Below are 22,803 nucleotides of genomic sequence, written 5' to 3'. Positions count from 1 at the left end.
GGTCGCGGGTTCGAGCCCCGTCCGTTCCGCCACTATTCAGAAGCCCTGAGTTAGCGATAACTCAGGGCTTCGTCGTTTCCGTTCTCTGAAAAACGGTGCGGCCCAATCAACGGGGCCGGCGGACCGGCCCCTTATCCTCAGAATAACACCGAATAGTTCAAGCCGAAGGTGCGTCCGCGGCCTTTATAGCTATACAGTTCAGGCGAGCCGTAGGTCGGGCTGTACAGGATCGGCGCGCGTTGGCCCCAAACGGTGGTGTACTCCTTGTCCAGCAGGTTTTCCACGCTGAAGCTGATTTTTCCTACCGGCAGGGTATAGCTGCCGAGGAAGTCGACGGTGTTGTAGCCATCGATCTTGCGGCCCTGAGTGGAGTTGGCTTTGGTGTAATCGCCATCGTCCGACACGTCGAAGGTTTGCTGCGACTGTAAGCGCAGATTCCAGTCGCCCGGCGCCCAGCCGACATAAGCGGTGACTTTCGATGGGCTGGCGGTATCGACCACCAGCTTCTTCCATTCGCCGTTGATCTTGGTTTCGGAACGGATGAGGTTGAAGTTGGTACCGGCGCTCCAGTCGCTGTCTTCAAAGAAATAATCCACCGCGCCTTCCAGCCCATAGATGCGCCGCTTGTCCGCATTGACGTTGATGGTCATGTCGGTTTTGTTGATGGCGATGCTCTTGTCGGACAGCGAGTAGTAGGCGGCGATTTGCGTGCGCAGGTTATCGCCGGTATAGCGCCAGCCCAGCTCGTAGGCATTGACCTTGATGCCTTCCAGTTTGGAATCGCCGACGTTGACGCTCTTCAGCAATTGATAATGGCTGCCGTTCAACGCGTAGGTGCCGATGCCGTAATATTTGCCCGGATCCGGGATCTCAAAGCCCTGAGAGAAGTTGAACCAGGTTTGCTGGCGCTCGGTCAGATGTGCCAACAGGCCGGCGTTGAACAGCGCGTTGTTGTAGTCGGTTTTCCCTCCCGGTATAGCGTCGGCGGACGTCGCGGCGCCGGTGGCGATTGCCTGCTGCTGGTTATAACCGACGAAGTCATCAATCTTGTTTTCGGTGTACTGATAACGCACGCCGCCGCTCAGGGTGAAAATGGGGTTGATGTCGTAGCTGGCCTGCAGGAACGACGCCAGGTTGCTGGTGGTATAGCTCGGGTAGCGGCCGGTGCTGTAAGCGTTCTCCAGCGTCATGCCACCGGACTGTTGGGCCTTCGCCAGGTTGAAGAACTGTTGGTTGGCGTTGAAGCTCTCATGCTCGGCGTCGATGCCGTAAGTCAGCGTCAGCGCGTCGAGCGGCTTGCTGTTCAGCGTCAGTTTGCCGCCGTAGAAATCGGTTTTTTGCTGCGAAGCGCCAATGCTGCTGACGTAATAGTTCGGCGCTTTGCCCGCCAGCGTTGGGAATGGGTAGAAGGTCAACGTTTCGTCGCGGTAGTAGACCTGCGCCACCAGATCCTGGCCGAGGAAATCGGTGTTGGAATATTGCAGGTTGATCAGGTGGCGCTCGGTGCCGGGGATGCGATCGGAGTTTAAGTTACCGCTGTTGTACGCCTTGGCGTTGCCGGTCACCGCCGCAAAGTTCTCCCCCAGAAACAGGCCGTGATCGCCGTCGGATTGGCTTTTGTAGTATTGGGTGGTCAGCTGCAGCTGTTGATGATCGTCGATGTTGAGGGTGCCGGTGCCCATCACGTCGAGGCGATCGGAATACTGCAGGCCGGTTTGGGTATTGTCGATCAATACCTCATTGCCTTTGCCGTCATACCAGCCGCCATAGCGCTGGTAAGAAACGGACAGGCGCCCCGAGGCGTTGTCGTTGCCGCCGCTGACCGCCGCCGCCACGTTCTCGTCGTGATCGTTATGGCCGCCAAAGCCGGTTTTACCGCCGACCTGCAACTCGACCTGCTGTTCCTGTTGTCCTTTTTTGGTGACGATATTGATCAGGCCGCCGGTGCTGCCGCCGCCGTACAGCGAGGTCGCGCCGGAAATCACCTCGATATGATCGATATTGAACGGATCGATCGAATCCAACTGGCGGCTGTCGCTGCGCGATGAATTCAGGCGCACGCCGTCAATCATCACCATCATCGAGCGGCCGCGCATATTCATGCCATAGTTGGTGCGGCCCTGACCGCTGACGTCCATGCCGGGGATCAGCTGCGCCAACATGTCCTTGATCTCTTTGCCGCCCTGAACCTGCTGTTCGATCTCCTGGCTTTCGATCACCCAGGTGGTCTGCGCCATTTCCGCCATGCTGCGGTGTGAACGGCTGGCTGAGACCACCATCTGCTCTTCGGCGACGGCTTTCTGATCTTCGGCCCAGGCCGCTGGCGCAAGCATTGCCAGCAGACAAGGGTTCAAAACCCAAAGGTGTTTGCGTTTCATCGTTATTTATTTCCCAGGTGATATTGTTATTGCGTTATTTTTGAGAATGATTCTTGTATCAATAACGTTTCTTGTTATCAATAAAATCATGATATGATTTTTTGCGATACATTAACGTAATTAATTAGTTTTATTAACATTTTGCCCGCTGCGCGATCGAGCAACCCACGCCGTCAACACGGCAGCCGATCGGCCATACGTTCAAGCGACAGCCGTTGCCGGAGAATCGAGAACATGTCCGCCAGCTACAGAATTTTTGATATCACCTTGAAAAGCAAAATGCTGATTTCACCTTCGCTGGTGCGCTGCGTGTTTGAAGGTGCGGATATTCATCGGATGAAGCTGGAAGCGCCGGATCAGCGCATCAAACTGCTGTTGCCGGCGGCGGACGGCCAGATCCCGCAATTGGCCAATAGCCCGGACTGGTACGCCGATTACATGGCGATCCCCAAAGAGCGGCGCCCGGTGATGCGCACTTATACGCTGCGTGCGCTGCGCCGTGAGCAGAATCAGATGGACGTCGAGTTCGTGCTGCATGGCGTGAACGGCCCGGCCTCCGCCTGGGCGACTCATGCCGAGCCGGGTGATGCCATTCAGACCGTCGCCCCCAACGCTGACTTCGACGGCGACAGCGGCGGCTACGAATGGGCGCCGCCGGCGCAGTTGCAGCAGGCGCTGTTGATCGCCGATGAAACGGCCGTGCCGGCGGCGATGGGCATTCTGGAGCAATTGGCGCAGCAGGCTAATCCGCCGCGCGTGCAGGCGTTCTTCGAAGTGCCGCAGGCGGGGGATTGCCTGGATTTGACCCGCTTCCCGTTCGCCGAGGTTTACTGGCTGCCGCGCGATGTGGGCCGCCAGTTGGCACACGGCACGTTGCTGGTGGAAGCGGTGCGCCAGCGGGTGGATATCCCCGCGTCGGCCTGTGCGCAGGCGCAGTCCCTGGTGGAAAGCAGCCTGAGCGATGAGGTGTTGTGGGAGCGGGCAGCCGGTAGTAACGCTTTCTACGCCTGGGTGGCGGCCGAGTCTTCCACGGTGAAAACGCTGCGGCGTTACCTGATCGGCGAACGCGATCTGGACCGCGCTACCGTTAACTTTATGGCCTACTGGTGTTGAGTGCGCCGTCCTTTTCCTGCATCGGCGCTGGAGGCGCAGCAGGCCGCCGCACGGATGATGACGCGCGGCGACAAGCTGGCGGCGATCGGCGCGGAGCCTTTATCTCTCTGCCGAACATCGACGTGGCAATCGCCGGCTGGGAGCGTGTTTAATCAGTCGAGACGCAGAAAGCTGTCGGCGTCGCGCCAGGCCGGGAAGGCGCTGCGGTAACTCTGCAGGGTTTCCAGCGACAGCTCAGCGTCCAGCTGCGCGGCTGCGCCGGGCTCGGCATCCGCCAGGATCTCGCCCTGCGGGCTGATGATCAGGCTGTCTCCGCTGTAGTTCAGGCCGTTGGCATCGTCGCCCACCCGGTTGCAGCCCGCCACATACACCTGATTTTCAATCGCCCGCGCCGCCAGCAGCGTTTGCCAATGGCGGCTGCGCGGCGCCGGCCAGTTGGCGACGTACAGCGCCAGATCGTAATCCTGCTGATAGCGCGCCCAGACCGGGAAACGCAGGTCGTAGCAGATCTGCGGCAGGATGCGCCAGCCGCGCCACTCGAAGATTTCACGCCGGTTGCCGGCCTGGTAGTGCAGGTGTTCGCCGGCCATGCGGAACAGATGGCGTTTATCATAGGCATGCACCTGGCCGCCCGGCTCCACCAGCAGGAAGCGGTTGACCGCGCCCTCGTCAGTTTTCAGCGCCACGCTGCCGCCGATTAACGCATGGCTTTTCACCGCCCAACCGTGCAGCCAGTCGATCACCTGCTGTTCGGGCAGGGCGCTCTCGCCGGCATCCATGGCGAAACCGGTGGTGAACATTTCCGGCAAGACGATGAGATCACGCCCGGCGATCGGCGCCAGCAACGCGTCGAAGGCGGCCAGGTTAGCGAGGCCGTCGCGCCAGACCAGCGGTTGCTGCAACAGGGTAATTTTTAAAGTCGACATAACCGCTCCGCAGCTGCATCCAGCGTGGCGTCCTGTTTAGCGAAGCACAGCCGGATCAATTTATGGGGGAAAGGATTGGCACAGAAGACCGACAGCGGAATGGCCGCCACGCCCACGTGCTCGGTTAACCAATGGCAGAACGCTACATCGTCCAGATCGGAGATGGCGCTGTAGTCCGCCAGCAAGAAGTATGTACCGGCGCAGGGTAAAATTTCCAGTCGGCTGCTCGCCAGCGCCTGCACAAAGCGATCTCGCTTGGCGCGATAGAACGCCGGCAGCTGTCGCCAGTGCTCCGGCTCGGCGCGCAGGCTATCCGCCAGCGCCAGCTGCGCCGGAGTATTGACCGAAAAGGTCAGGTATTGATGCACCTTGCGCACCTCAGCGCTCAGCGCGGCGGGCGCCACGCAGTAACCCACTTTCCAGCCGGTCATGTGGAAGGTTTTTCCGAAAGAGGAGACCGCGATCGCCCGTTGGCGCAGCTGCGGGTGGGCCAACACGCTGGCGTGGCCGCCTTTGGCGAAGCAGATGTGTTCGTAAACCTCGTCGCTGAGCACGTAGATTTCGCGTTCGGCGATGGCGTGCCACAGCTGTTGCATGTCTTCCGCCTGCCAGGCGGTGGCGGACGGGTTGTGCGGCGTGTTGACGATCACCAGGCGGGTGCGCGGCGACAGCGCGGCGGCGAACCGTTGCCAATCCACGGCAAACGCGGGCGGCTGCAGGGCGAGGCGTTTGAGTACGCCGCCCGCCAGCGTCACCGCCGGCGCGTAGCTGTCGTAGCTCGGATCGAAACAGACAACCTCATCGCCGGGGCGCACCAGCGCGGTGATGGCGGCGAACAGCGCTTCGGTGGCGCCGGCGGTGACGGTCACTTCGCCGCCGGCGTCCGGCTGCCAGCCATACAGCTCGGCGGTTTTGTCGGCGATGGCTTCGCGCAACGCCGCCACGCCGGTCATCGGCGCATATTGGTTGGCGCCCTGGGCGACGTGCCAGGCCAGGCGTTCTTTCAGGTAGTCCGGCCCGTCGAAATCAGGGAAGCCCTGCGACAGGTTGATCGCCTGATGCTGCTGCGCCAGCGCGCTCATTTGGGTGAAGATGGTGGTGCCCAGGGCAGGCAGTTTACTTTCGGGAATCAATGCGGAAGTGCTCATAGCAGGTGAATACTCCAGGCGCTTATATTGCCGTCAATATAACACGATGCTAGTATTTGGCAATCAAGACGCTTAGATGGCTAAATGCGAAAAAGTGCTTAGCCCGCCACGCGGCAGGCAACGTTTCATCTGCCGGCCGCCTTACCGAACGGGAAACGATAACAATGACGGAGAATCCGCAACTTACCGCATTACTGGCGGCCTGCCACTGGATTGGCGACAAAGGCTGGTGTCCGGCGACCGGCGGCAACATGTCGCTGCGCCTCGACGAACGCCAGTGCCTGGTCACCGAATCCGGCAAAGACAAAGGCAGCCTGAGCGCCGCCGATTTTCTGCAGGTGGATATCGCCGACAATCATGTGCCGAGCGGCCGTACGCCGTCGGCGGAAACCGGGCTGCATACGCTGCTCTATCGCTTGTACCCGCATCTTGGCGCGGTGTTGCATACCCATTCCGTCAACGCCACCGTGTTGTCGCGGGTGGAACGCGGCGATGCGTTGGTGCTGCAGGGGTACGAAATGCAAAAGTCGCTCGCCGGTCAGCGCAGCCACCTGGACAGCGTGGCGATCCCCATTTTCGATAACGATCAGGACATTCCCCGGCTGGCGTCGCGCGTCGCGGCCTATGCCGAGGTCACGCCGCTGCAGTACGGTTTTCTGGTGCGCGGCCACGGTCTCTATTGCTGGGGAAGCCAGGTGGCGGAAGCCCGCCGCCATCTCGAAGGACTGGAATTCCTGTTCCAGTGTGAACTGCAACGTCGCTTGCTGGAGGCGAAATGATCCGCGCTATCGTGACCGATATTGAAGGCACCACCAGCGATATTCGCTTCGTGCATCAGATATTGTTTCCCTATGCCCGCGAACGGCTGGCGGATTTTGTACGCCGTCACGCCACGGAGAGCGAAGTCGCCGCGCCGCTGGCGGCGCTGCGCGCTGAAATTGACCAGCCGCAGGCGGATCTCGACGCGCTGATCGCCGCGCTGTACCGCTTTATGGATGAAGACCGCAAATCCACCGCGCTCAAGGCGCTGCAGGGCATCATCTGGCGCAGCGGCTATCGCGAAGGGGATTTCCGCGGGCATCTGTACCCGGAGGTCGCGGGACAGTTGGCCGCCTGGCAGCGTCAGGGGCTGAAGCTTTACGTCTATTCCTCCGGTTCGGTGGAAGCGCAGAAACTGCTGTTCGGCCACAGCAGCGCCGGCGATCTGCAGCCGCTGTTCAGCGGCTATTTCGATACGCACGTCGGCGCCAAGCGTGAAACCGCGTCGTATCGCAACATCGCGCAGGCTATCGGCATCGCGCCCGACGAGCTGCTGTTCTTGTCCGACATCCACCAGGAGCTGGATGCGGCGCAGGCCGCCGGCTGGCATACTTGCCAGCTGATCCGCGATGAGGCGGACGCACAGAGCCGGCATCCGCAGGTCAGCCGTTTTGATCACATCGATTTAGGGGAGTTTGTCTCATGAGTGGATTGACCATTTTCAGTGATACAGCACCGCAGCAGCCGCTGTGGCAGAGCCGCGACGCGCAGGAGATCCAGCGCCAGCTGGCGCAGATCGGCGTGCGCTTTGAGCGCTGGCAGGCGGATCGCGAACTGGGCGACAATCCGCAGCCGGAGGCGGTGATCGCCGCCTACCAGCATGAGATCGACCGGCTGGTGGCGGAAAAGGGCTACCAGAGCTGGGACGTGATCAGCATGCGGCCGGACCACGAACAGCGCCAGGCGCTGCGCGAAAAATTCCTGTCCGAACATACGCACGGCGAAGATGAAGTGCGCTTTTTCGTTGAAGGGGCGGGGCTGTTTTGCCTGCATCTGGACGGCAAGATCTTCCAGGTCCTGTGCGAAAAGAACGATCTGATCTCGGTGCCGGCCAACACCCGTCACTGGTTCGATATGGGCTCGGCGCCGCACTTTACCGCGATCCGGGTATTTGACAACCCGGAAGGCTGGGTGGCGCATTTCACCGGCGACACGATCGCCGATGCCTATCCGCGTCTGGACTGATCGTCAACCGGCGGGCGTTAACCCAGCGCCCGCTGGAAAATCCCCGCTTCAACCTGCTGCGGCGTGATCACGCCGCTGTCGAACACCCACCCGCTGATGAGTTTTGCCGGCGTGACGTCGAACGCCGGATTGTAGACCGGCGCATCGGCCGGCGCCCACTGACAGGCGCCGAAGCTGCCTGAAACGCCGGTGACTTCGGCCGCCGCGCGTTGCTCGATCGGGATGGCGGCGCCGTCCGGACAGTGCGGATCGTGGGTGGTATGCGGGGCAGCCACGTAGAATGGAATGCCATGGTAGTGCGCCAGCACCGCCAGGCTGTAAGTGCCAATCTTATTGGCGACGTCGCCGTTGGCGGCGATGCGATCCGCGCCGACCCACACCGCATCGACCTGGCCTTGCGCCATCAGGCTGGCGGCCATTGAATCGCAGATCAGACGATAGGGAATGCCCAGCTCGCCCAGTTCCCAGGCGGTCAGGCGGCCGCCCTGCAGCAGCGGCCGGGTTTCATCGACCCATACTTGTTGCACCTTGCCCTGCTGGTGGGCGCGCAGCAGCACCCCGATAGCGGTGCCGACGCCGGCGGTGGCCAATCCGCCGGTATTGCAGTGGGTCAGCAGGCGGCTGCCGGGCTTGACCAGCCCTGCGCCGCGATCGGCGATGCGATCGCACAGCAGGCGATCCTCCTCCACCAACCGCAGCGCTTCGTTCACCATCGCCGGCGCCCAGTCAGGCTCCGCCAGCGCCAACTTCATGCGATCCAGATTGTTCATCAGGTTAACCGCCGTCGGGCGGGCGGCGCGCAGCGTGTGCAGCGCCTGCTCCAGCTCGGCGCGCGGCAGACCGCGTTCCGCGAGCAGCGCCAACAGCAGGCTGGCGGACAGCCCGATCAGCGGTGCGCCGCGCACCCGCAGGCTGTGAATGTGCCCGACCAACTCTTCCACGCTGTCGCAAGCGCGCCACCGCTTTTCCTGCGGCAGGGCTTGCTGATCGAGGATCCAAAGGCGGTTATCTCGCAGGGTCAAACTGGTGGTGTTAAGCGCTTGCATCGGCGGTTAATTCCTTGTTGCGTGGTTATTGCATCTGAAACGCTATTCTGCCAACATGACTTCCAGATGTATAGACGTCCAAATGCTTTTACGTCTAAATAATCAAAGTCGCTGGGTCAGTGAGAGAGAACAGAGGGGTTGGGGAATGTCGCTTTATCGTACGTTTACGGCTGCCGATGCCGTTGAATATGCCCGCCAATACGGGCAGGTGGCCGAACCGCAGGCGCTGGTGAGCGCCGACGAGATCGGTGACGGCAACCTGAACCTGGTGTTCAAGATCCGCGATCGTGAAGGTGTGAGCCGGGTGATCGTCAAACAGGCGCTGCCCTACGTGCGCTGCGTGGGCGAATCCTGGCCGCTGACGTTGGATCGGGCGCGCATCGAAGCGGAAACGCTGCTGGTCCACGGCGGTTTCTGCCCGCGGCATACGGTAAAAGTCTTGCATCACGATCCCGAGTTGGCGGTGATGGTGCAGGAAGATCTCTCCGATCATCGCATCTGGCGCAGTGAACTGGTGCAGGGGAACTATCATCCGCTGGCGGCCGGGCAGTTGGCGGAATACCTGGCGCAGACGCTGTTTCACACCTCCGATTTTTATCAGTCGGCGCAGCAGAAAAAGGCGGAAGTCAGCCGTTTCACCAACCCCGAACTGTGCCAGATCACCGAGGATCTGTTCTTTACCGATCCCTATATCGACCATGAGCGCAATCAGTTCGAGGCGGCGCTGTTGCCGCAGGTGCAGGCGCTGCGCGAGGATGCGCCGCTGAAGGTGGCGGTCGCCGGCCTGAAACATCGCTTCCTCAGCAAGGCGGAGGCGCTGTTGCACGGGGATATCCACAGCGGTTCGATCTTCGTGGCGGAAGGGCGATTGAAAGCGATCGACGCTGAATTCGGTTTCTACGGCCCGATCGGTTTTGATGTCGGCACTGCGTTAGGCAATCTGCTGCTCAACTATTGCGGCCAGCCGGGGCTGTTCGGGCCGCGCGACGCCGCCGCCGGGCGCGAGCAGCGGCTGCAGGATGTGCGCGAGCTGTGGCTGATCTTTGCCGATCGCTTTCTGGCGCTGTGCCATCAGCAAAGCCGCGATGCGGCGCTGGCGACGCCGGGTTACGCCGAGCAGTTCCTGCAGCAGGTCTGGAGCGACGCGATAGGATACTGCGGCACCGAACTGATTCGGCGCACCATCGGCCTGGCGCACGTCGCCGATCTGGACAGCATCGCCGACGCCGACATGCGCCTCGACTGCCAGCGTCACGCCCTGGGATTGGGGCGCACGCTGATCGTCAATGCGCCGCAGATCGAGCATATCGACGCGCTGTTGGCGCGCATTCGTCAGCAGGGCTGAAAAGGCGGGTGCTCGTGGATCCTGCCTGACACCATCAGCCAACGGGCGGGGCGAACCCCGCCGTTGGGTTGCCTTACCGTCCGGATTCGTAAGCCAAAGTGGCCGCAACCTCCGAGTTTCCCAACCTGATGCGCAGTTCGCACAGCGAACCGCGGGTTAGCCAGATGAACGCGATCGGCGTCATACAGACGATCACCAGTTTAAGCACGACCCGTTTTTGCTGCATTTTTGACCTCCCTATCCTTGCCTTGCGGCGGGTAAGAGGCTAACCTGATGTTGCTAGGCATCAGAGTGGCCTCGGGTTGATAATATCGACTCGGGGTCTTTCTCTTTCTCTCCTTTGCCAAGGCTCCGGACAGAAAGATCCAGAGCACCCGCCGCGCAGTCTACTCGAACTTCCTTCCCGTGAAATCCGCCGTTGCGCCAACCTGCGGCGTGGTGCGCAGTTTGTCCTGAAAGCAAAAGAAAAAAGGGGCGATGATGATCGCCCCTTGGATGCGTGGAGTGGGAATTGGCGTTAAGCCGCTTCGGTCTGCTGCTGGCGCTTAGACTGCGCCGCCGGCTTTTCCGGCTTGGCGGCCGCCAGCGCATCCGGCGCAAAGTCGTCCACGTTGATGGAGCGCAGGCGGCTCTCTTCGGCTTTCACCAGGATCTTCGCTTCATCGGCGCTGATCTTGCCTTCTTCCAGCGCGCGCTCCGCCAAACGATCCAGACGGGTGAACGGCAGGTTTTTGCCGGCCGCCTTGCACAGACGTTCGTGAATCGGCTCGGCGGCCATCACGTCGGCCAGCGCCGCTTCCAGCAGGCCGATTGGGTTATGCTCGCTCGGCGTCAGGTACTGGCCGCGCCCCAGACGGCTGCGGGTGGCGGAAGGCACCTGCAGGATCTTGGCCAACTGATGATCCAGGCGATCGGACGGCGCGGTATGCACGCGGCCGAACGGGAAGACCACGAAGCGCAGCGCGCCGGCGATAAAGCGGTTCGGGAAGTTGCGCAGCAGATCATCCAGCGCCTGTTCGGCTTTATGCAGGCTGTCTTGCACGCCCCAATGCACCAGCGGCAGATCTTCTTTCTGACGGCCTTCGTCGTCAAAGCGTTTCAGCACGGCGGAAGCCAAATACATCTGGCTGAGGATATCCCCCAGGCGAGCGGAGATGCGCTCACGGCGCTTCAGGCTGCCGCCCAGCACGCCCATGGAAACGTCCGACAGCAGCGCCAGGTTGGCGCTCAGGCGGTTCAGCTGCTGATAGTAACGACGGGTCGCGTCCTTGGTTGGCGTGGCGCTGGTGCGGCCGTTGGTCAGGCCCAGCCAGAAGCTGCGTACCTTGTTGCTGCCGACGTGGCCCAGGTGGCCGAACAGCGATTTATCGAAGGCGTTCAGATCGTTGTTCTGCGCCGCCGCCATTTCATCCAGCACATAAGGATGGCAGCGGATCGCGCCCTGACCGAAGATCATCATGGTGCGGGTCAGGATGTTCGCGCCTTCCACCGTGATGGCGATCGGTGCCCCCTGATAAGCGCGAGCCAGGAAGTTGGATTCGCCCAGCATGATGCCTTTACCGCCGGCGATATCCATGGCGTCAACGATCGACTGCTGGCCGCGGTGCGTGCAGTGGTATTTGACGATGGCCGACAGCACGGCCGGCTTCTCGCCCTGCACCAGCGCATAGGTGATCAGCGAAGCGGCGGCGTCCATCACATAGGTGTTGCCGGCGATGCGCGCCAACGGTTCCTCGATCCCTTCCATCTTGCCGATGGAGATCTTGAACTGACGGCGAATGTGCGCGTAGGCGCCGGTCGCCAGGGCGATGGATTTCAGGCTGCCGGTAGAGTTGGACGGCAGGGTGATGCCGCGGCCGACCGACAGGCACTCAACCAGCATGCGCCAGCCCTGGCCGGCCATTTTCGGCCCGCCGATGATGTAATCGATCGGCACGAACACGTCGGTGCCGCGGGTTGGGCCGTTCTGGAACGGCACGTTCAGCGGGAAGTGACGGTTGCCGATTTCCACGCCCGGGGTGCTGGTCGGGATCAGCGCACAGGTGATGCCCGGGGATTCGTTGTCGCTCAGCAGGCGGTTCGGGTCATGCAGTTTGAACGCCAGGCCCAGTACGGTGGCGACCGGCGCCAACGTGATGTAGCGCTTGTTCCAGGTCAGGCGCATGCCCAGCACCTGCTTGCCTTGCCATTCGCCCATGCACACGGTGCCGACGTCCGGGATCGCGCCGGCATCGGAACCCGCTTCCGGGCTGGTCAGCGCGAAGCATGGGATTTCGTCGCCGCGCGCCAGGCCCGGCAGATAGTGGTTTTTCTGTTCTTCGGTACCGTAGTGCTGCAGCAGTTCGCCCGGGCCGAGGGAGTTCGGGACGCCGACGGTGATCGCCAGGATGCCGGAAACGCCGGCCAGTTTTTGCAGCACCATCGCCTGAGCGTAAGGGGAGAATTCCAGACCGCCGTACTCTTTCTTGATGATCATCGCGAAGAAACGGTGTTCTTTCAGGTACGCCCAGAGTTCTGGCGGCAGATCGGCCAGTTCGTGGGTGATCTGGAAGTCGTTGGCCATGCGGCAGGCTTCTTCCACCGGGCCGTCGATAAACGCCTGCTCTTCTTCCGTCAGGCGCGGTTTCGGGTAGCTGTGCAGCTTGTTCCAGTCCGGCGCACCGCGGAACAGATCGCCTTCCCACCAAGTGGTGCCGGCGTCGATCGCTTCCTTCTCGGTGGTGGACATCGGCGGCATCACCTTGCGGAAGGCGCGCAGCGCCGGCGCGGAGAGCAGGGAACGGCGCACAGAGGAAAGGTTCAGCGGCAGCAGCACGATCGCCAGCGGCAGCAACAGCCAGAAGCTCCACAGGCCGATAGCGCCCATGACGGCGGTGTACGCCACCAGGATCAGGCTGCTGAGGGTAAGGTTCACTCGGTGGTAGAACACCACGCCGAGGAGAGCCAGGAAAACGACGATACTAAGAACCATCATAAGAAGCTCCGAAGTAGTAAGAGGTCTGACCTGTTGTGTGTATGTAATAGGTTTTAGTACAAGGCAGAATTTTTATCAATGCGTTTACAGTTTAATTACAACTCAGGTCACAAACTGACAGCACCAATCATCAAAAACCTCTCCGCTTCCTTAACCGGCGCGCTGTTTGGCCGAGAATGCTTCTCGCTGTTTCCGCGATCCGGTACACTGCGGAGCGGAAGATTTGACGATAACAAGAGGTTCCTCATGTACCACGACCTTATTCGCAGTGAACTGAACGAAGCGGCTGATACCCTGGCGAAATTTATCAATGACGACGCCAACATCGACGCCATCCAACGCGCGGCGGTGCTGCTGGCGGATTCCTTCAAAGCCGGCGGTAAAGTGATTTCCTGCGGCAACGGCGGTTCCCATTGCGACGCGATGCATTTCGCCGAAGAGCTGACCGGCCGCTACCGCGAAAACCGCCCGGGCTACCCGGCGATTGCCATCTCGGACGTGAGCCACCTGTCCTGCGTCAGCAACGACTTCGGCTATGAGTATGTGTTCTCGCGCTATGTGGAAGCGGTGGGCCGCGAAGGCGACGTGCTGCTGGGCATTTCCACCTCCGGCAACTCCGGCAACATCCTCAAGGCTATCGATGCGGCGCGTGCCAAGGGGATGAAAGTGATCACCCTGACCGGCAAGGACGGCGGCAAGATGGCGGGTTCCGCCGATGTGGAAATTCGCGTGCCGCACTTCGGTTACGCCGATCGCATTCAGGAAATCCACATTAAAGCGATTCACATCTTGATTCAGCTGATCGAAAAAGAGATGGTTAAGGCGTAATAGCCTTCGGGGGGCTGAGGCTCCCCATGAATAAGACTGCGGGCGCCGCATGTATGCCGTGTCCGCACAGTCTGTGTCAGTGTGGTTAAGGAGTGCTGGCGATGTGTGAACTGCTCGGGATGAGCGCAAACGTACCGACCGATATCTGCTTCAGCTTTACCGGCCTGGTACAGCGCGGCGGCCGCACCGGGCCGCATAAGGATGGCTGGGGCATTACCTTCTATGAAGGGAACGGCTGCCGCACATTCAAGGATCCGCAGCCGAGCTTCAACTCGCCGATCGCCCGCCTGGTGCAGGACTACCCGATCAAGTCTTGCGCGGTGGTGTCCCATATTCGCCAGGCCAACCGTGGCGAAGTGGCGTTGGAAAACACCCATCCGTTCACCCGCGAACTGTGGGGTCGCAACTGGACCTACGCGCACAACGGCCAATTGAAAGGCTATCGTCAGTTGGATACCGGCACGTTCCGCCCGGTCGGCCAGACTGACAGCGAATATGCCTTCTGCTGGCTGTTGCACCAGCTGGCGCTGAAATATCCGCGCACCCCGAGCCAGTGGCCGGCGGTATTCCGCTACATTGGCCTGTTGGCGAGCCAACTGCGCAAGAAAGGGGTATTCAATATGCTGTTGTCGGACGGGCGCTTCGTGATGGCGTATTGCTCCACCAACCTGTATTGGATTACGCGCCGCGCGCCGTTCGGCAAGGCGACGCTGCTTGATCAGGACGTGGAGATTGATTTTCAGCAACAGACCACACCGAACGATGTGGTCACGGTGATCGCCACCCAACCGCTGACCGCCAACGAAACCTGGCACAAGATTGAGCCAGGCGAGTTCGCGTTATTTCACTTCGGTGAGCGGCTTGTTCTGAGCGAAGGGGTTGGTGTTGGGCGTCGGGCTGGCTGACGCGTACTGCGTCATCATGCCGCCGCTGCTCATCAGCGGTTGACCCAAGACGTACTGGCCATTGACCACGCCCATTGTCGGCGGTTGGCGGTTCTTCGCGAAGTAATCATAGCCCGGCTTCAGCTGGCGCCAGAAGGCGATATAGCTNGATGACGCATGGCGTTTCAGGTTCTGTTCGGTCATGCGGAACGGGTAGATGCTGATGTCGACGCGGCTTTGGCCATAGGCGAAGGCGGCTTCGACGTAGCGATAGATCTCATCCATATAGGTGTTGGTCATCGCGTAACAGCCGATCGATTTACATTCGCCGTGGATCATCAGATAAGCGCCGGAATAGCCCTGCGACTTGTCGTAATCGTTAGGGAAACCGATATTGATCGCCCGATAATACTTGCTGTCGGGTTTCAGATGGCGCGCGTCAACGCTATAAAAGCCTTCAGGACTTTTAAAGTCGCCTTCACGACGTTTAGGACCCAGCCCGCCGGAGAAATTACAGATCGGGAACGTGTTGACCAGGCGGAATTCATTGCCCATTCTGGCATACAATTCCAGCTTGCGTTCCTCTTTGAAGATCTGAATATAGACCGGCGAACCCAATAATTGCTGTTTAACTACCGGCGCTTCGGGTACCTGCTCGCTGGCGCTGCAGGCCGTGATCATCGGCATAGAAACAAGCATCGCAAACAACAGCGCGATTTTGCTCATTATAATTCCTGCTTATATTTATCTGCCGGCGTAATCAACCTGGCCAGCATGCCACTGATTATTGTTTTTACTGCTGCAAAACACCGCCAGATTACCAGCGCGTTTATTTTTAGCAATACGTGATATGTATAAAAAAACGACAAAGCTCGATAAAAGTGAAATGACCGGCAGATTTTAACGATAAGTAGTGAAAAACAGGCGAAATTTAATTGCGTTTGCTTGACCCAAGTCACGACGGAACGCAGAACAATGTTGCGAACAATGTTAATATTCTCTCTTCAATTTAACGCGCGGTGGCGATTGAAGCGGCGGGGGTTATGGCATATAACCCGGCCGTTTCGGTGGTTATTTGGCTACAGGCCGTTAACACATCGATTGTCACGCAAATAACGGAGAGGGGGGAATCAAGGGAATGCGCGTTACCCCATATATTCACTGCGAGAAAGTTCATGTTGGGCGTGCCGTCGTGCGCACTGCCCGGCAATCCTGGCATCGTCCGCACCCGCCTCTGGGGCCGGGCAGACGTGTAAACCAAACTACATCGTATAAATCCTATGATTAAGATCAGAAAAGGGTTAGATCTGCCGATAGCCGGGGTTCCGGTTCAGGCGATCCAAGATGGCCCGAACATTCAGCATGTCGCCCTGCTTGGGGAAGAGTATGTCGGAATGCGCCCCTCCATGCTGGTGCAGGAAGGCGATACCGTTAAGAAAGGCCAGGCGTTGTTCGAAGATAAGAAAAACCCCGGGGTTTTCTTCACGGCACCCGCCAGCGGCCGCATCGCCGCGATTAACCGCGGCGAGCGGCGCGTATTGCAATCGGTGGTGATTGCGCTGGAAAACGGCGGCGACGATCAGCTCGAGTTTGCGCACTATCCGCTGGGTGAACTGAGCCAGCTGCCGCGTGAACAGGTCGAAAGCGAACTGATCGCCAGCGGCCTGTGGACCGCGCTGCGCACCCGTCCGTTCAGCAAAACGCCGAGCCCCGGCAGCGAGCCGCGCGCCATTTTCGTCACCGCGATGGATACCCAGCCGTTGGCCGCCGACCCGCAGGTGATCATCGCCGAACAGCAGGCGGCGTTTAACGCCGGGCTGGTGGTGTTGGCGCGCCTGACGGCGGGCAAGGTACACGTATGCCACGCCGCCGGCGCCTCGGTTGGGCAGCAAAGCGGCTCGCAGATCGCCTACAGCGAATTCGCCGGCCCGCATCCCGCCGGGCTGGCGGGCACCCACATTCATTTCCTTGAACCGGTCAGCCTGAAGAAAATCGTTTGGCACATCGGTTACCAGGATGTCATCGCCATCGGCACGCTGTTCACCACCGGCAAGCTCGATACCCGCCGTGTGGTGGCGCTGGCCGGGCCGCAAGTGGCGCAGCCGGCGCTGCTGCGCACCCGCCTGGGGGCCAGCCTCGATGAGCTGACCGCCGGCCGCCTGAAAGGCGGCGAGAATCGGGTGATCTCCGGTTCGGTGCTGAACGGCATGCACGCCGCCGGGCCGAACGCCTGGCTCGGCCGCTTCCACTCGCAGGTGTCGGTGTTGGAGGAAGGGCGCGACAAAGAGCTGTTCGGTTGGATCGTGCCCTCACCGAACAAATTCTCCATTACCCGCACCACGCTGGGCCACTTCCTGAAGAACAAACTGTTCGCTTTCTCAACCACCACTAACGGCGGCGAGCGCGCCATGGTGCCGATCGGCAACTATGAGCGGGTGATGCCGCTGGATATTTTGCCGACGCTGCTGCTGCGCGATTTGCTGGCGGGCGACAGCGACAGCGCGCAAGCGCTGGGCTGCCTGGAACTGGATGAGGAAGATCTGGCGCTGTGCACCTTCGTTTGCCCCGGCAAGTATGAGTACGCGCCGGTGCTGCGCGAGGTGCTGACCAAGATTGAGCAGGAAGGATAACCGATGGGCCTGAAGAATTATTTCGAGAAGATAGAGCATCACTTCACGCCGGGCGGCAAACTGGAAAAGTGGTACCCGCTGTATGAAGCGACCACCACGGTGTTTTACACCCCCGGCACGGTGACGCGCGGCGCTTCGCACGTGCGCGACGCCATCGATTTGAAGCGCATGATGATCCTGGTGTGGCTGGCGGTGTTCCCGGCGATGTTCTGGGGCATGTACAACGTCGGCCAGCAGGCAATCCCGGCGCTGCACCATCTGTACAGCGGCGACGCTCTGCAACAGGTGCTGGCGGGCGACTGGCATTATCGCCTGGCGCAGTGGCTCGGCGCCTCGCTGGCGGCCGACGCCGGCTGGGTCAGCAAGATGGTGCTGGGCGCCTGTTACTTCCTGCCGATCTACGCCGTGGTATTCGTCGTCGGCGGCTTCTGGGAAGTGCTGTTCGCCATTATCCGCAAGCATGAGGTCAACGAAGGCTTCTTCGTCACGTCCATCCTGTTCGCGCTGATCGTGCCGCCGACCCTGCCGCTGTGGCAGGCCGCGCTGGGCATCACCTTCGGCGTGGTGGTGGCCAAAGAGATCTTCGGCGGCACCGGGCGCAACTTCCTCAACCCGGCGCTGGCCGGCCGCGCCTTCCTGTTCTTCGCCTATCCGGCGCAGATCTCCGGCGATTTGGTGTGGACCTCCGCGGACGGTTTCTCCGGCGCGACGCCGCTGGCGCAGTGGAGCGCGGGCGGGGCGCACAGCCTGAGCAACGTGGCCACCGGCCAGTCCATCAGCTGGCTGGACGCTTTCCTCGGCAACATTCCCGGCTCGATCGGTGAGGTGTCCACGCTGATGATCCTGATCGGCGGGGCGATTATCCTGTTCGGCCGCGTGGCCTCCTGGCGCATCGTCGCCGGCGTAATGCTCGGCATGGTGGCTTCCGCCCTGTTGTTCAACGCCATCGGTTCGGACACCAACCCGATGTTCGCCATGCCGTGGTACTGGCATCTGGTGCTGGGCGGCTTCGCCTTCGGCATGATCTTTATGGCGACCGACCCGGTTTCCGCCTCCTTCACCAATAAGGGGAAATGGTGGTACGGCATTCTGATTGGCGTGATGTGCGTGCTGATTAGGGTAGTCAACCCCGCCTATCCGGAAGGCATGATGCTGGCGATCCTGTTCGCCAACCTGTTCGCGCCGCTGTTCGATTATCTGGTGGTGCAGGCCAACATCAAGCGGAGAAAAGCCCGTGGCGAATGAAGCGAAAAACGACGGCATCGGTAAAACGCTGCTGGTAGTGCTGCTGCTGTGTCTGGTGTGTTCAGTGGTGGTGGCGGGCTCCGCCGTCGGACTGAAGTCCAAACAGCAGGAGCAAAAGCTGCTCGACAAGCAGCGCAATATTCTCGACGTAGCCGGCCTGTTGCAGCCGAAAATGGAGAGCGAGCAGGTCAAGCGCCTGTACAGCGAGCGCATCGAACCGCGCCTGGTGGATCTGAACAGCGGCGAGTTTGTCGCCGGCAAGGCGGCGGCGTTCGATCTGGGCGCCGCGCTGCGCGACGACGCCAAAAGCGTGGCGCTGGCGGCGGGCGACGATCCGGCCGGCATCAAGCGCCGCAGCAACCAAGCGGAAATCTACCTGGTGCGCGATGAAAGCGGCCAGGTGAACAAGATTGTGCTGCCGGTATACGGCACCGGTCTGTGGTCGATGATGTACGCCTTCGTGGCGCTGGATAATGACGGCAACACGGTCAAGGGCATCACCTACTACGACCAGGGGGAAACCCCGGGGCTGGGCGGGGAGGTCGAGAACCCGTCCTGGCGCCAGCAGTGGGTCGGCAAACAGCTGTTCGACGACAATGGCCAGCCGGCGATCCGCGTGGTGAAAGGCGGCGCGCGTCAGGGGGATGTGCATGGTGTGGACGGCCTGTCCGGCGCCACGCTGACCTCCAACGGCGTACAGCATACGTTTGATTTCTGGTTGGGCGAGCACGGCTTCGGCCCGTTCCTGAAAAAAGTTCGTGAAGGAGCGCTGAAAAATGGCTGATTCCAAAGAGATAAAGCGGGTCCTGCTGGGGCCGCTGTTCGACAATAACCCAATCGCTCTTCAGGTGCTGGGCGTCTGTTCGGCGCTGGCGGTGACCACCAAGCTGGAGACGGCGGTGGTGATGACCATTGCGGTGACGCTGGTGACCGCGTTCTCCAGCTTCTTCATCTCGCTGATCCGTCACCATATTCCCAACAGCGTGCGCATCATCGTGCAGATGGCGATCATCGCCTCGCTGGTGATCGTGGTCGATCAGCTGCTGCGCGCTTATGCGTTCGAGATCTCCAAGCAGCTGTCGGTGTTCGTCGGCCTGATCATCACCAACTGTATCGTGATGGGGCGCGCCGAGGCCTACGCCATGAAGTCGCCGCCGATCGAGAGCTTTATGGACGGCATCGGCAACGGGCTGGGCTACGGGGTGATCCTGGTGCTGGTCGGTTTCCTGCGCGAGCTGATCGGCTCCGGCAAGCTGTTCGGCGTGCCGGTGCTGGAAACGGTGCAGAACGGCGGCTGGTATCAGCCGAACGGCCTGTTCCTGCTGGCGCCGAGCGCGTTCTTCATCATCGGCCTGCTGATCTGGNTGCTGCGCACCCTGAAGCCGGCGCAGATCGAAAAGGAGTAAAGGCCGATGGAACACTATATCAGCCTGTTTGTGCGCGCGGTGTTCGTTGAGAACATGGCGCTGGCGTTCTTCCTCGGGATGTGTACCTTCCTGGCGGTGTCGAAGAAGGTCTCGACCGCCTTTGGCCTGGGCATCGCGGTGACCATCGTGCTCGGCATTTCGGTGCCGGTGAACAACCTGGTCTACAACCTGATCCTGCGCGACGGCGCGCTGGTGGAAGGCGTCGATCTGAGCTTCCTCAACTTCATCACCTTCATCGGCGTGATTGCGGCGCTGGTGCAGATTCTGGAGATGATCCTCGATCGTTTCTTCCCGTCGCTGTATAACGCGCTCGGCATCTTCCTGCCGCTCATCACCGTGAACTGCGCCATCTTCGGCGGCGTGTCATTCATGGTGCAGCGCGACTACAACTTCGCCGAATCGGTGGTGTACGGCTTTGGTTCCGGCACCGGCTGGATGCTGGCGATCGTCGCCATGGCGGGGATCCGCGAAAAACTCAAGTATGCCAACGTGCCGGCAGGGCTGCGCGGCCTGGGCATTACCTTTATCACCACCGGACTGATGGCGCTGGGCTTCATGTCCTTCTCCGGTGTTCAGTTGTAAAGGCGGGAAGAATTTATGGAAATTATTTTAGGCGTCGCAATGTTCACCGCCATCGTGATGGTGCTGGTGTTGCTGATCCTGTTCGCCAAGTCGAAGCTGGTGAATACCGGCGACATTGCGGTGGAAATTAACGGCGATCTGGATAAGAGCTTCCATGCGCCGGCGGGCGACAAGCTGCTCAACGTGCTCTCCAGCCAGGGGATTTTCGTCTCCTCGGCCTGTGGCGGCGGCGGTTCCTGCGGCCAGTGCCGGGTGGTGATCAAAGAGGGCGGCGGCGATATCCTGCCGACCGAACTCTCGCACATCAACAAGCGCGAAGCGAAAGAGGGTTGTCGCCTGGCGTGCCAGGTGAACGTGAAGCAGAACCTGAAGATCGAGCTGCCGGAAGAGATTTTCGGCGTGAAGAAATGGGAGTGTGAGGTTATCTCCAACGATAACAAAGCCACCTTTATCAAAGAGCTGAAGCTGAAGATCCCCGATGGCGAAGACGTGCCGTTCCGCGCGGGCGGCTTCATCCAGATCGAAGCGCCGGCGCACGACATCAGCTACGCCGACTTCGACGTGCCGCAGGAGTATCGCGGCGACTGGGACAAGTTCAACCTGTTCCGCTACCGCTCGACGGTGAACGACACCACGGTGCGCGCCTACTCGATGGCCAACTACCCGGAAGAAAAGGGCATCATCATGCTCAACGTGCGTATCGCCACGCCGCCGCCGAACAATCCGGACGTGCCGCCGGGCATCATGTCTTCCTATATCTGGTCGCTGAAGCCGGGCGACAAGGTGACCATCTCCGGGCCGTTCGGCGAGTTCTTCGCCAAGGACACCGATGCCGAAATGATCTTCATCGGCGGCGGCGCAGGCATGGCGCCGATGCGCTCGCACATCTTCGATCAGCTCAAGCGTCTGAACTCGAAGCGCAAGATCACTTTCTGGTACGGCGCGCGTTCGCTGCGCGAGATGTTCTATGAAGACGATTTCAACCAGCTGCAGGCGGAGAACGAAAACTTCACCTGGCACGTGGCGCTGTCGGATCCGCAGCCGGAAGATAACTGGACCGGCTACACCGGCTTTATCCATAATGTTCTGCTGGAGAACTACCTGAAGAACCACCCGGCGCCGGAAGACTGCGAGTTTTACATGTGCGGGCCGCCGATGATGAACGCCGCGGTGATCAAGATGCTCAAAGATCTGGGCGTCGAAGACGAAAACATCATGCTGGATGACTTTGGTGGCTAAATTGCGCGCATTGGCGACGAAGAACTGGCTGGCGGGCGTGGCGCTGAGCGCCACCCTGCTGCTGACCGGCTGCGGGCCGGAACAGGTGGACCTGACGGGTAAAACCATGGGCACCTCGTATTCGATCCGTTACGTGACCGGCGAAGATACGCCGTCGGCGCGCGAGATGCAGGCGGAGATCGACAAACGGCTGGAGCAGGTGAACGATCAGATGTCCACCTACCGGCCGGATTCCGAGCTGAGCCGCTTCAACGCCAGCCGCGACATTGACCGGCCGTTCCCGGTTTCGCCGGCCACCGCCAAAGTGGTGCGCGAAGCGCTGCGCATCAATCGCGTCACCGATGGCGCGCTGGACGTGACCGTCGGGCCGCTGGTCAACCTGTGGGGCTTCGGCCCGGAAGGGCGGCCGGATAAGGTGCCGAGCGAGGCGGAGCTGGCGCACCGCCGCGCCTGGACCGGCGCCGATAAACTGGCGGTGCAGGGCAGCGCGCTGGTGAAAAGCATCCCCGAGCTGTATGTCGACCTGTCTTCGATCGCCAAAGGATACGGCGTGGACGTGGTGGCGGAGTATCTGCAATCGAAACACGTGAAAGACTACATGGTGGATATCGGCGGTGAAGTTCGCACCCGCGGGCGCAACGGCGAGCAAAAGCCGTGGCGCATCGCCATCGAGCGCCCGACCACCGGCGCGCAGCAGCAGGCGCAGCTGGTGATCCAACCGGGGGAGATGTCGATCGCCACCTCGGGTGACTATCGCAACTACTTCGAGCAGGACGGGGTGCGCTATTCGCACACCATCGATCCGATCACCGGGCGCCCGATCCATCATCGGCTGGTGTCGATCACCGTGCTGAGCCCGACCTGCATGACCGCCGACGGCCTGTCCACCGGCCTGAACGTGATGGGGCCGGAGCGCGGCATGGCGCTGGCCAACCTGCTCGGCATTCCGGTGTTCATGATCGTGAAAACCGCCGACGGGTTTGAGGAGCGTTATTCAGACGCGTTCAAGCCCTATCTGAAAAAGCGTTCGTGAG

General features: G+C 60.8%; 21 protein-coding genes. 14 read left to right on the top strand and 7 right to left on the bottom strand.

What is annotated here, in order from left to right:
• Positions 1-137: 137 nt before the first annotated feature.
• Entirely contained in the window at positions 138-2,378 is a 2,241-nt protein-coding gene (locus ADK28_RS10805) for a TonB-dependent siderophore receptor (protein ID WP_048795658.1), read from the bottom strand.
• A gap of 234 nt (positions 2,379-2,612) precedes the next feature.
• Between ADK28_RS10805 and ADK28_RS10800 the strand changes: the two genes are divergently transcribed.
• Complete coding sequence (locus ADK28_RS10800) at positions 2,613-3,491, top strand: siderophore-interacting protein (protein WP_048795657.1); 879 nt, start codon at positions 2,613-2,615, stop codon at positions 3,489-3,491.
• A 152-nt stretch (positions 3,492-3,643) separates the two neighbouring features.
• Here ADK28_RS10800 and ADK28_RS10795 read toward each other — a convergent pair whose 3' ends face one another.
• Both ADK28_RS10795 and ADK28_RS10790 read right to left on the bottom strand, forming a co-directional pair.
• Positions 3,644-4,417, bottom strand: a complete 774-nt coding sequence (locus tag ADK28_RS10795) for an amidohydrolase (protein WP_033641301.1) — start codon at positions 4,415-4,417, stop codon at positions 3,644-3,646.
• Positions 4,405-5,565 carry a pyridoxal phosphate-dependent aminotransferase gene (locus tag ADK28_RS10790; protein WP_048795656.1) on the bottom strand — a complete coding sequence of 387 codons (1,161 nt, stop codon included), beginning with the start codon at positions 5,563-5,565 and terminating at the stop codon, positions 4,405-4,407. The genes ADK28_RS10795 and ADK28_RS10790 overlap by 13 nt, the downstream gene beginning before the upstream one ends.
• Positions 5,566-5,729: 164 nt before the next feature.
• On the opposite strand from ADK28_RS10790, the gene ADK28_RS10785 reads away from it, so the two are divergent.
• From ADK28_RS10785 to ADK28_RS10775, 3 genes are read left to right on the top strand one after another with little or no spacing between them, the layout of a single operon-like run.
• Positions 5,730-6,344: a methylthioribulose 1-phosphate dehydratase gene (locus tag ADK28_RS10785; protein WP_016928999.1), complete on the top strand. Its 615-nt coding sequence runs from the start codon at positions 5,730-5,732 to the stop codon at positions 6,342-6,344.
• A complete protein-coding gene (mtnC, locus tag ADK28_RS10780) occupies positions 6,341-7,030 on the top strand; it encodes an acireductone synthase (RefSeq protein WP_048795655.1) in 690 nt (229 codons plus the stop codon). The genes ADK28_RS10785 and mtnC overlap by 4 nt, the downstream gene beginning before the upstream one ends.
• On the top strand, positions 7,027-7,569 hold the full coding sequence (locus tag ADK28_RS10775; RefSeq protein ID WP_048795654.1) for a 1,2-dihydroxy-3-keto-5-methylthiopentene dioxygenase: 543 nt from the start codon (positions 7,027-7,029) through the stop codon (positions 7,567-7,569). The genes mtnC and ADK28_RS10775 overlap by 4 nt, the downstream gene beginning before the upstream one ends.
• A gap of 17 nt (positions 7,570-7,586) precedes the next feature.
• Here ADK28_RS10775 and mtnA read toward each other — a convergent pair whose 3' ends face one another.
• Positions 7,587-8,615 carry an S-methyl-5-thioribose-1-phosphate isomerase gene (mtnA, locus tag ADK28_RS10770; protein WP_048795653.1) on the bottom strand — a complete coding sequence of 343 codons (1,029 nt, stop codon included), beginning with the start codon at positions 8,613-8,615 and terminating at the stop codon, positions 7,587-7,589.
• A 145-nt stretch (positions 8,616-8,760) separates the two neighbouring features.
• On the opposite strand from mtnA, the gene mtnK reads away from it, so the two are divergent.
• Positions 8,761-9,960: an S-methyl-5-thioribose kinase gene (gene mtnK, locus ADK28_RS10765; RefSeq protein ID WP_033641305.1), complete on the top strand. Its 1,200-nt coding sequence runs from the start codon at positions 8,761-8,763 to the stop codon at positions 9,958-9,960.
• A 73-nt stretch (positions 9,961-10,033) separates the two neighbouring features.
• Here the strand turns inward: mtnK and ADK28_RS10760 are convergent, their stop codons facing one another.
• Both ADK28_RS10760 and fadE read right to left on the bottom strand, forming a co-directional pair.
• A complete protein-coding gene (locus ADK28_RS10760) occupies positions 10,034-10,186 on the bottom strand; it encodes a Hok/Gef family protein (RefSeq protein ID WP_048795652.1) in 153 nt (50 codons plus the stop codon).
• Positions 10,187-10,477: 291 nt separating this feature from the next.
• The gene (fadE, locus tag ADK28_RS10755; protein WP_016928993.1) at positions 10,478-12,934 is read right to left on the bottom strand and encodes an acyl-CoA dehydrogenase FadE; all 2,457 of its coding nucleotides are present in this window, start codon (positions 12,932-12,934) and stop codon (positions 10,478-10,480) included.
• A 246-nt stretch (positions 12,935-13,180) separates the two neighbouring features.
• Here fadE and lpcA point away from each other — a divergent pair, with 246 nt between their 5' ends.
• Together lpcA and ADK28_RS10745 are read left to right on the top strand one after the other, a co-directional pair.
• A complete protein-coding gene (gene lpcA, locus ADK28_RS10750) occupies positions 13,181-13,762 on the top strand; it encodes a D-sedoheptulose 7-phosphate isomerase (protein WP_048795651.1) in 582 nt (193 codons plus the stop codon).
• 101 nt (positions 13,763-13,863) lie between these two features.
• The gene (locus ADK28_RS10745; RefSeq protein ID WP_004930222.1) at positions 13,864-14,667 is read left to right on the top strand and encodes a class II glutamine amidotransferase; all 804 of its coding nucleotides are present in this window, start codon (positions 13,864-13,866) and stop codon (positions 14,665-14,667) included.
• On the opposite strand, the gene dpaA is transcribed toward ADK28_RS10745, so the two are convergent.
• A complete protein-coding gene (gene dpaA, locus ADK28_RS10740) occupies positions 14,602-15,372 on the bottom strand; it encodes a peptidoglycan meso-diaminopimelic acid protein amidase (protein ID WP_004930225.1) in 771 nt (256 codons plus the stop codon). The genes ADK28_RS10745 and dpaA overlap by 66 nt on opposite strands.
• Before the next feature lie 554 nt (positions 15,373-15,926).
• Between dpaA and ADK28_RS10735 the strand changes: the two genes are divergently transcribed.
• The 7 genes from ADK28_RS10735 (at position 15,927) to ADK28_RS10705 (ending at position 22,802) form a co-directional block, all read left to right on the top strand.
• Positions 15,927-17,276 (top strand): Na(+)-translocating NADH-quinone reductase subunit A, encoded by a 1,350-nt coding sequence (locus tag ADK28_RS10735; protein WP_028128252.1) that lies wholly within the window; start codon positions 15,927-15,929, stop codon positions 17,274-17,276.
• 3 nt (positions 17,277-17,279) lie between these two features.
• Positions 17,280-18,521 (top strand): NADH:ubiquinone reductase (Na(+)-transporting) subunit B, encoded by a 1,242-nt coding sequence (locus tag ADK28_RS10730; RefSeq protein WP_016928991.1) that lies wholly within the window; start codon positions 17,280-17,282, stop codon positions 18,519-18,521.
• Positions 18,511-19,305 (top strand): Na(+)-translocating NADH-quinone reductase subunit C, encoded by a 795-nt coding sequence (locus ADK28_RS10725; RefSeq protein WP_015376731.1) that lies wholly within the window; start codon positions 18,511-18,513, stop codon positions 19,303-19,305. The genes ADK28_RS10730 and ADK28_RS10725 overlap by 11 nt, the downstream gene beginning before the upstream one ends.
• A complete protein-coding gene (locus ADK28_RS10720) occupies positions 19,298-19,927 on the top strand; it encodes an NADH:ubiquinone reductase (Na(+)-transporting) subunit D (protein ID WP_048795650.1) in 630 nt (209 codons plus the stop codon). Before ADK28_RS10725 ends, ADK28_RS10720 begins: the two co-directional genes overlap by 8 nt.
• Before the next feature lie 6 nt (positions 19,928-19,933).
• Entirely contained in the window at positions 19,934-20,530 is a 597-nt protein-coding gene (gene nqrE / locus ADK28_RS10715) for an NADH:ubiquinone reductase (Na(+)-transporting) subunit E (protein ID WP_004930235.1), read from the top strand.
• Positions 20,531-20,545: 15 nt separating this feature from the next.
• Positions 20,546-21,769 carry an NADH:ubiquinone reductase (Na(+)-transporting) subunit F gene (gene nqrF / locus ADK28_RS10710; protein WP_033634097.1) on the top strand — a complete coding sequence of 408 codons (1,224 nt, stop codon included), beginning with the start codon at positions 20,546-20,548 and terminating at the stop codon, positions 21,767-21,769.
• Positions 21,753-22,802, top strand: a complete 1,050-nt coding sequence (locus ADK28_RS10705; RefSeq protein ID WP_048795649.1) for an FAD:protein FMN transferase — start codon at positions 21,753-21,755, stop codon at positions 22,800-22,802. The genes nqrF and ADK28_RS10705 overlap by 17 nt, the downstream gene beginning before the upstream one ends.
• Position 22,803: the final 1 nt, after the last annotated feature.

This window comes from Serratia sp. 506_PEND, assembly GCF_001076875.1.
GTDB lineage: Bacteria > Pseudomonadota > Gammaproteobacteria > Enterobacterales > Enterobacteriaceae > Serratia > Serratia marcescens.
The sequence above is the reverse complement of the archived record's forward strand: the minus strand, read 5'-3'. Positions and strand labels throughout refer to the sequence as shown.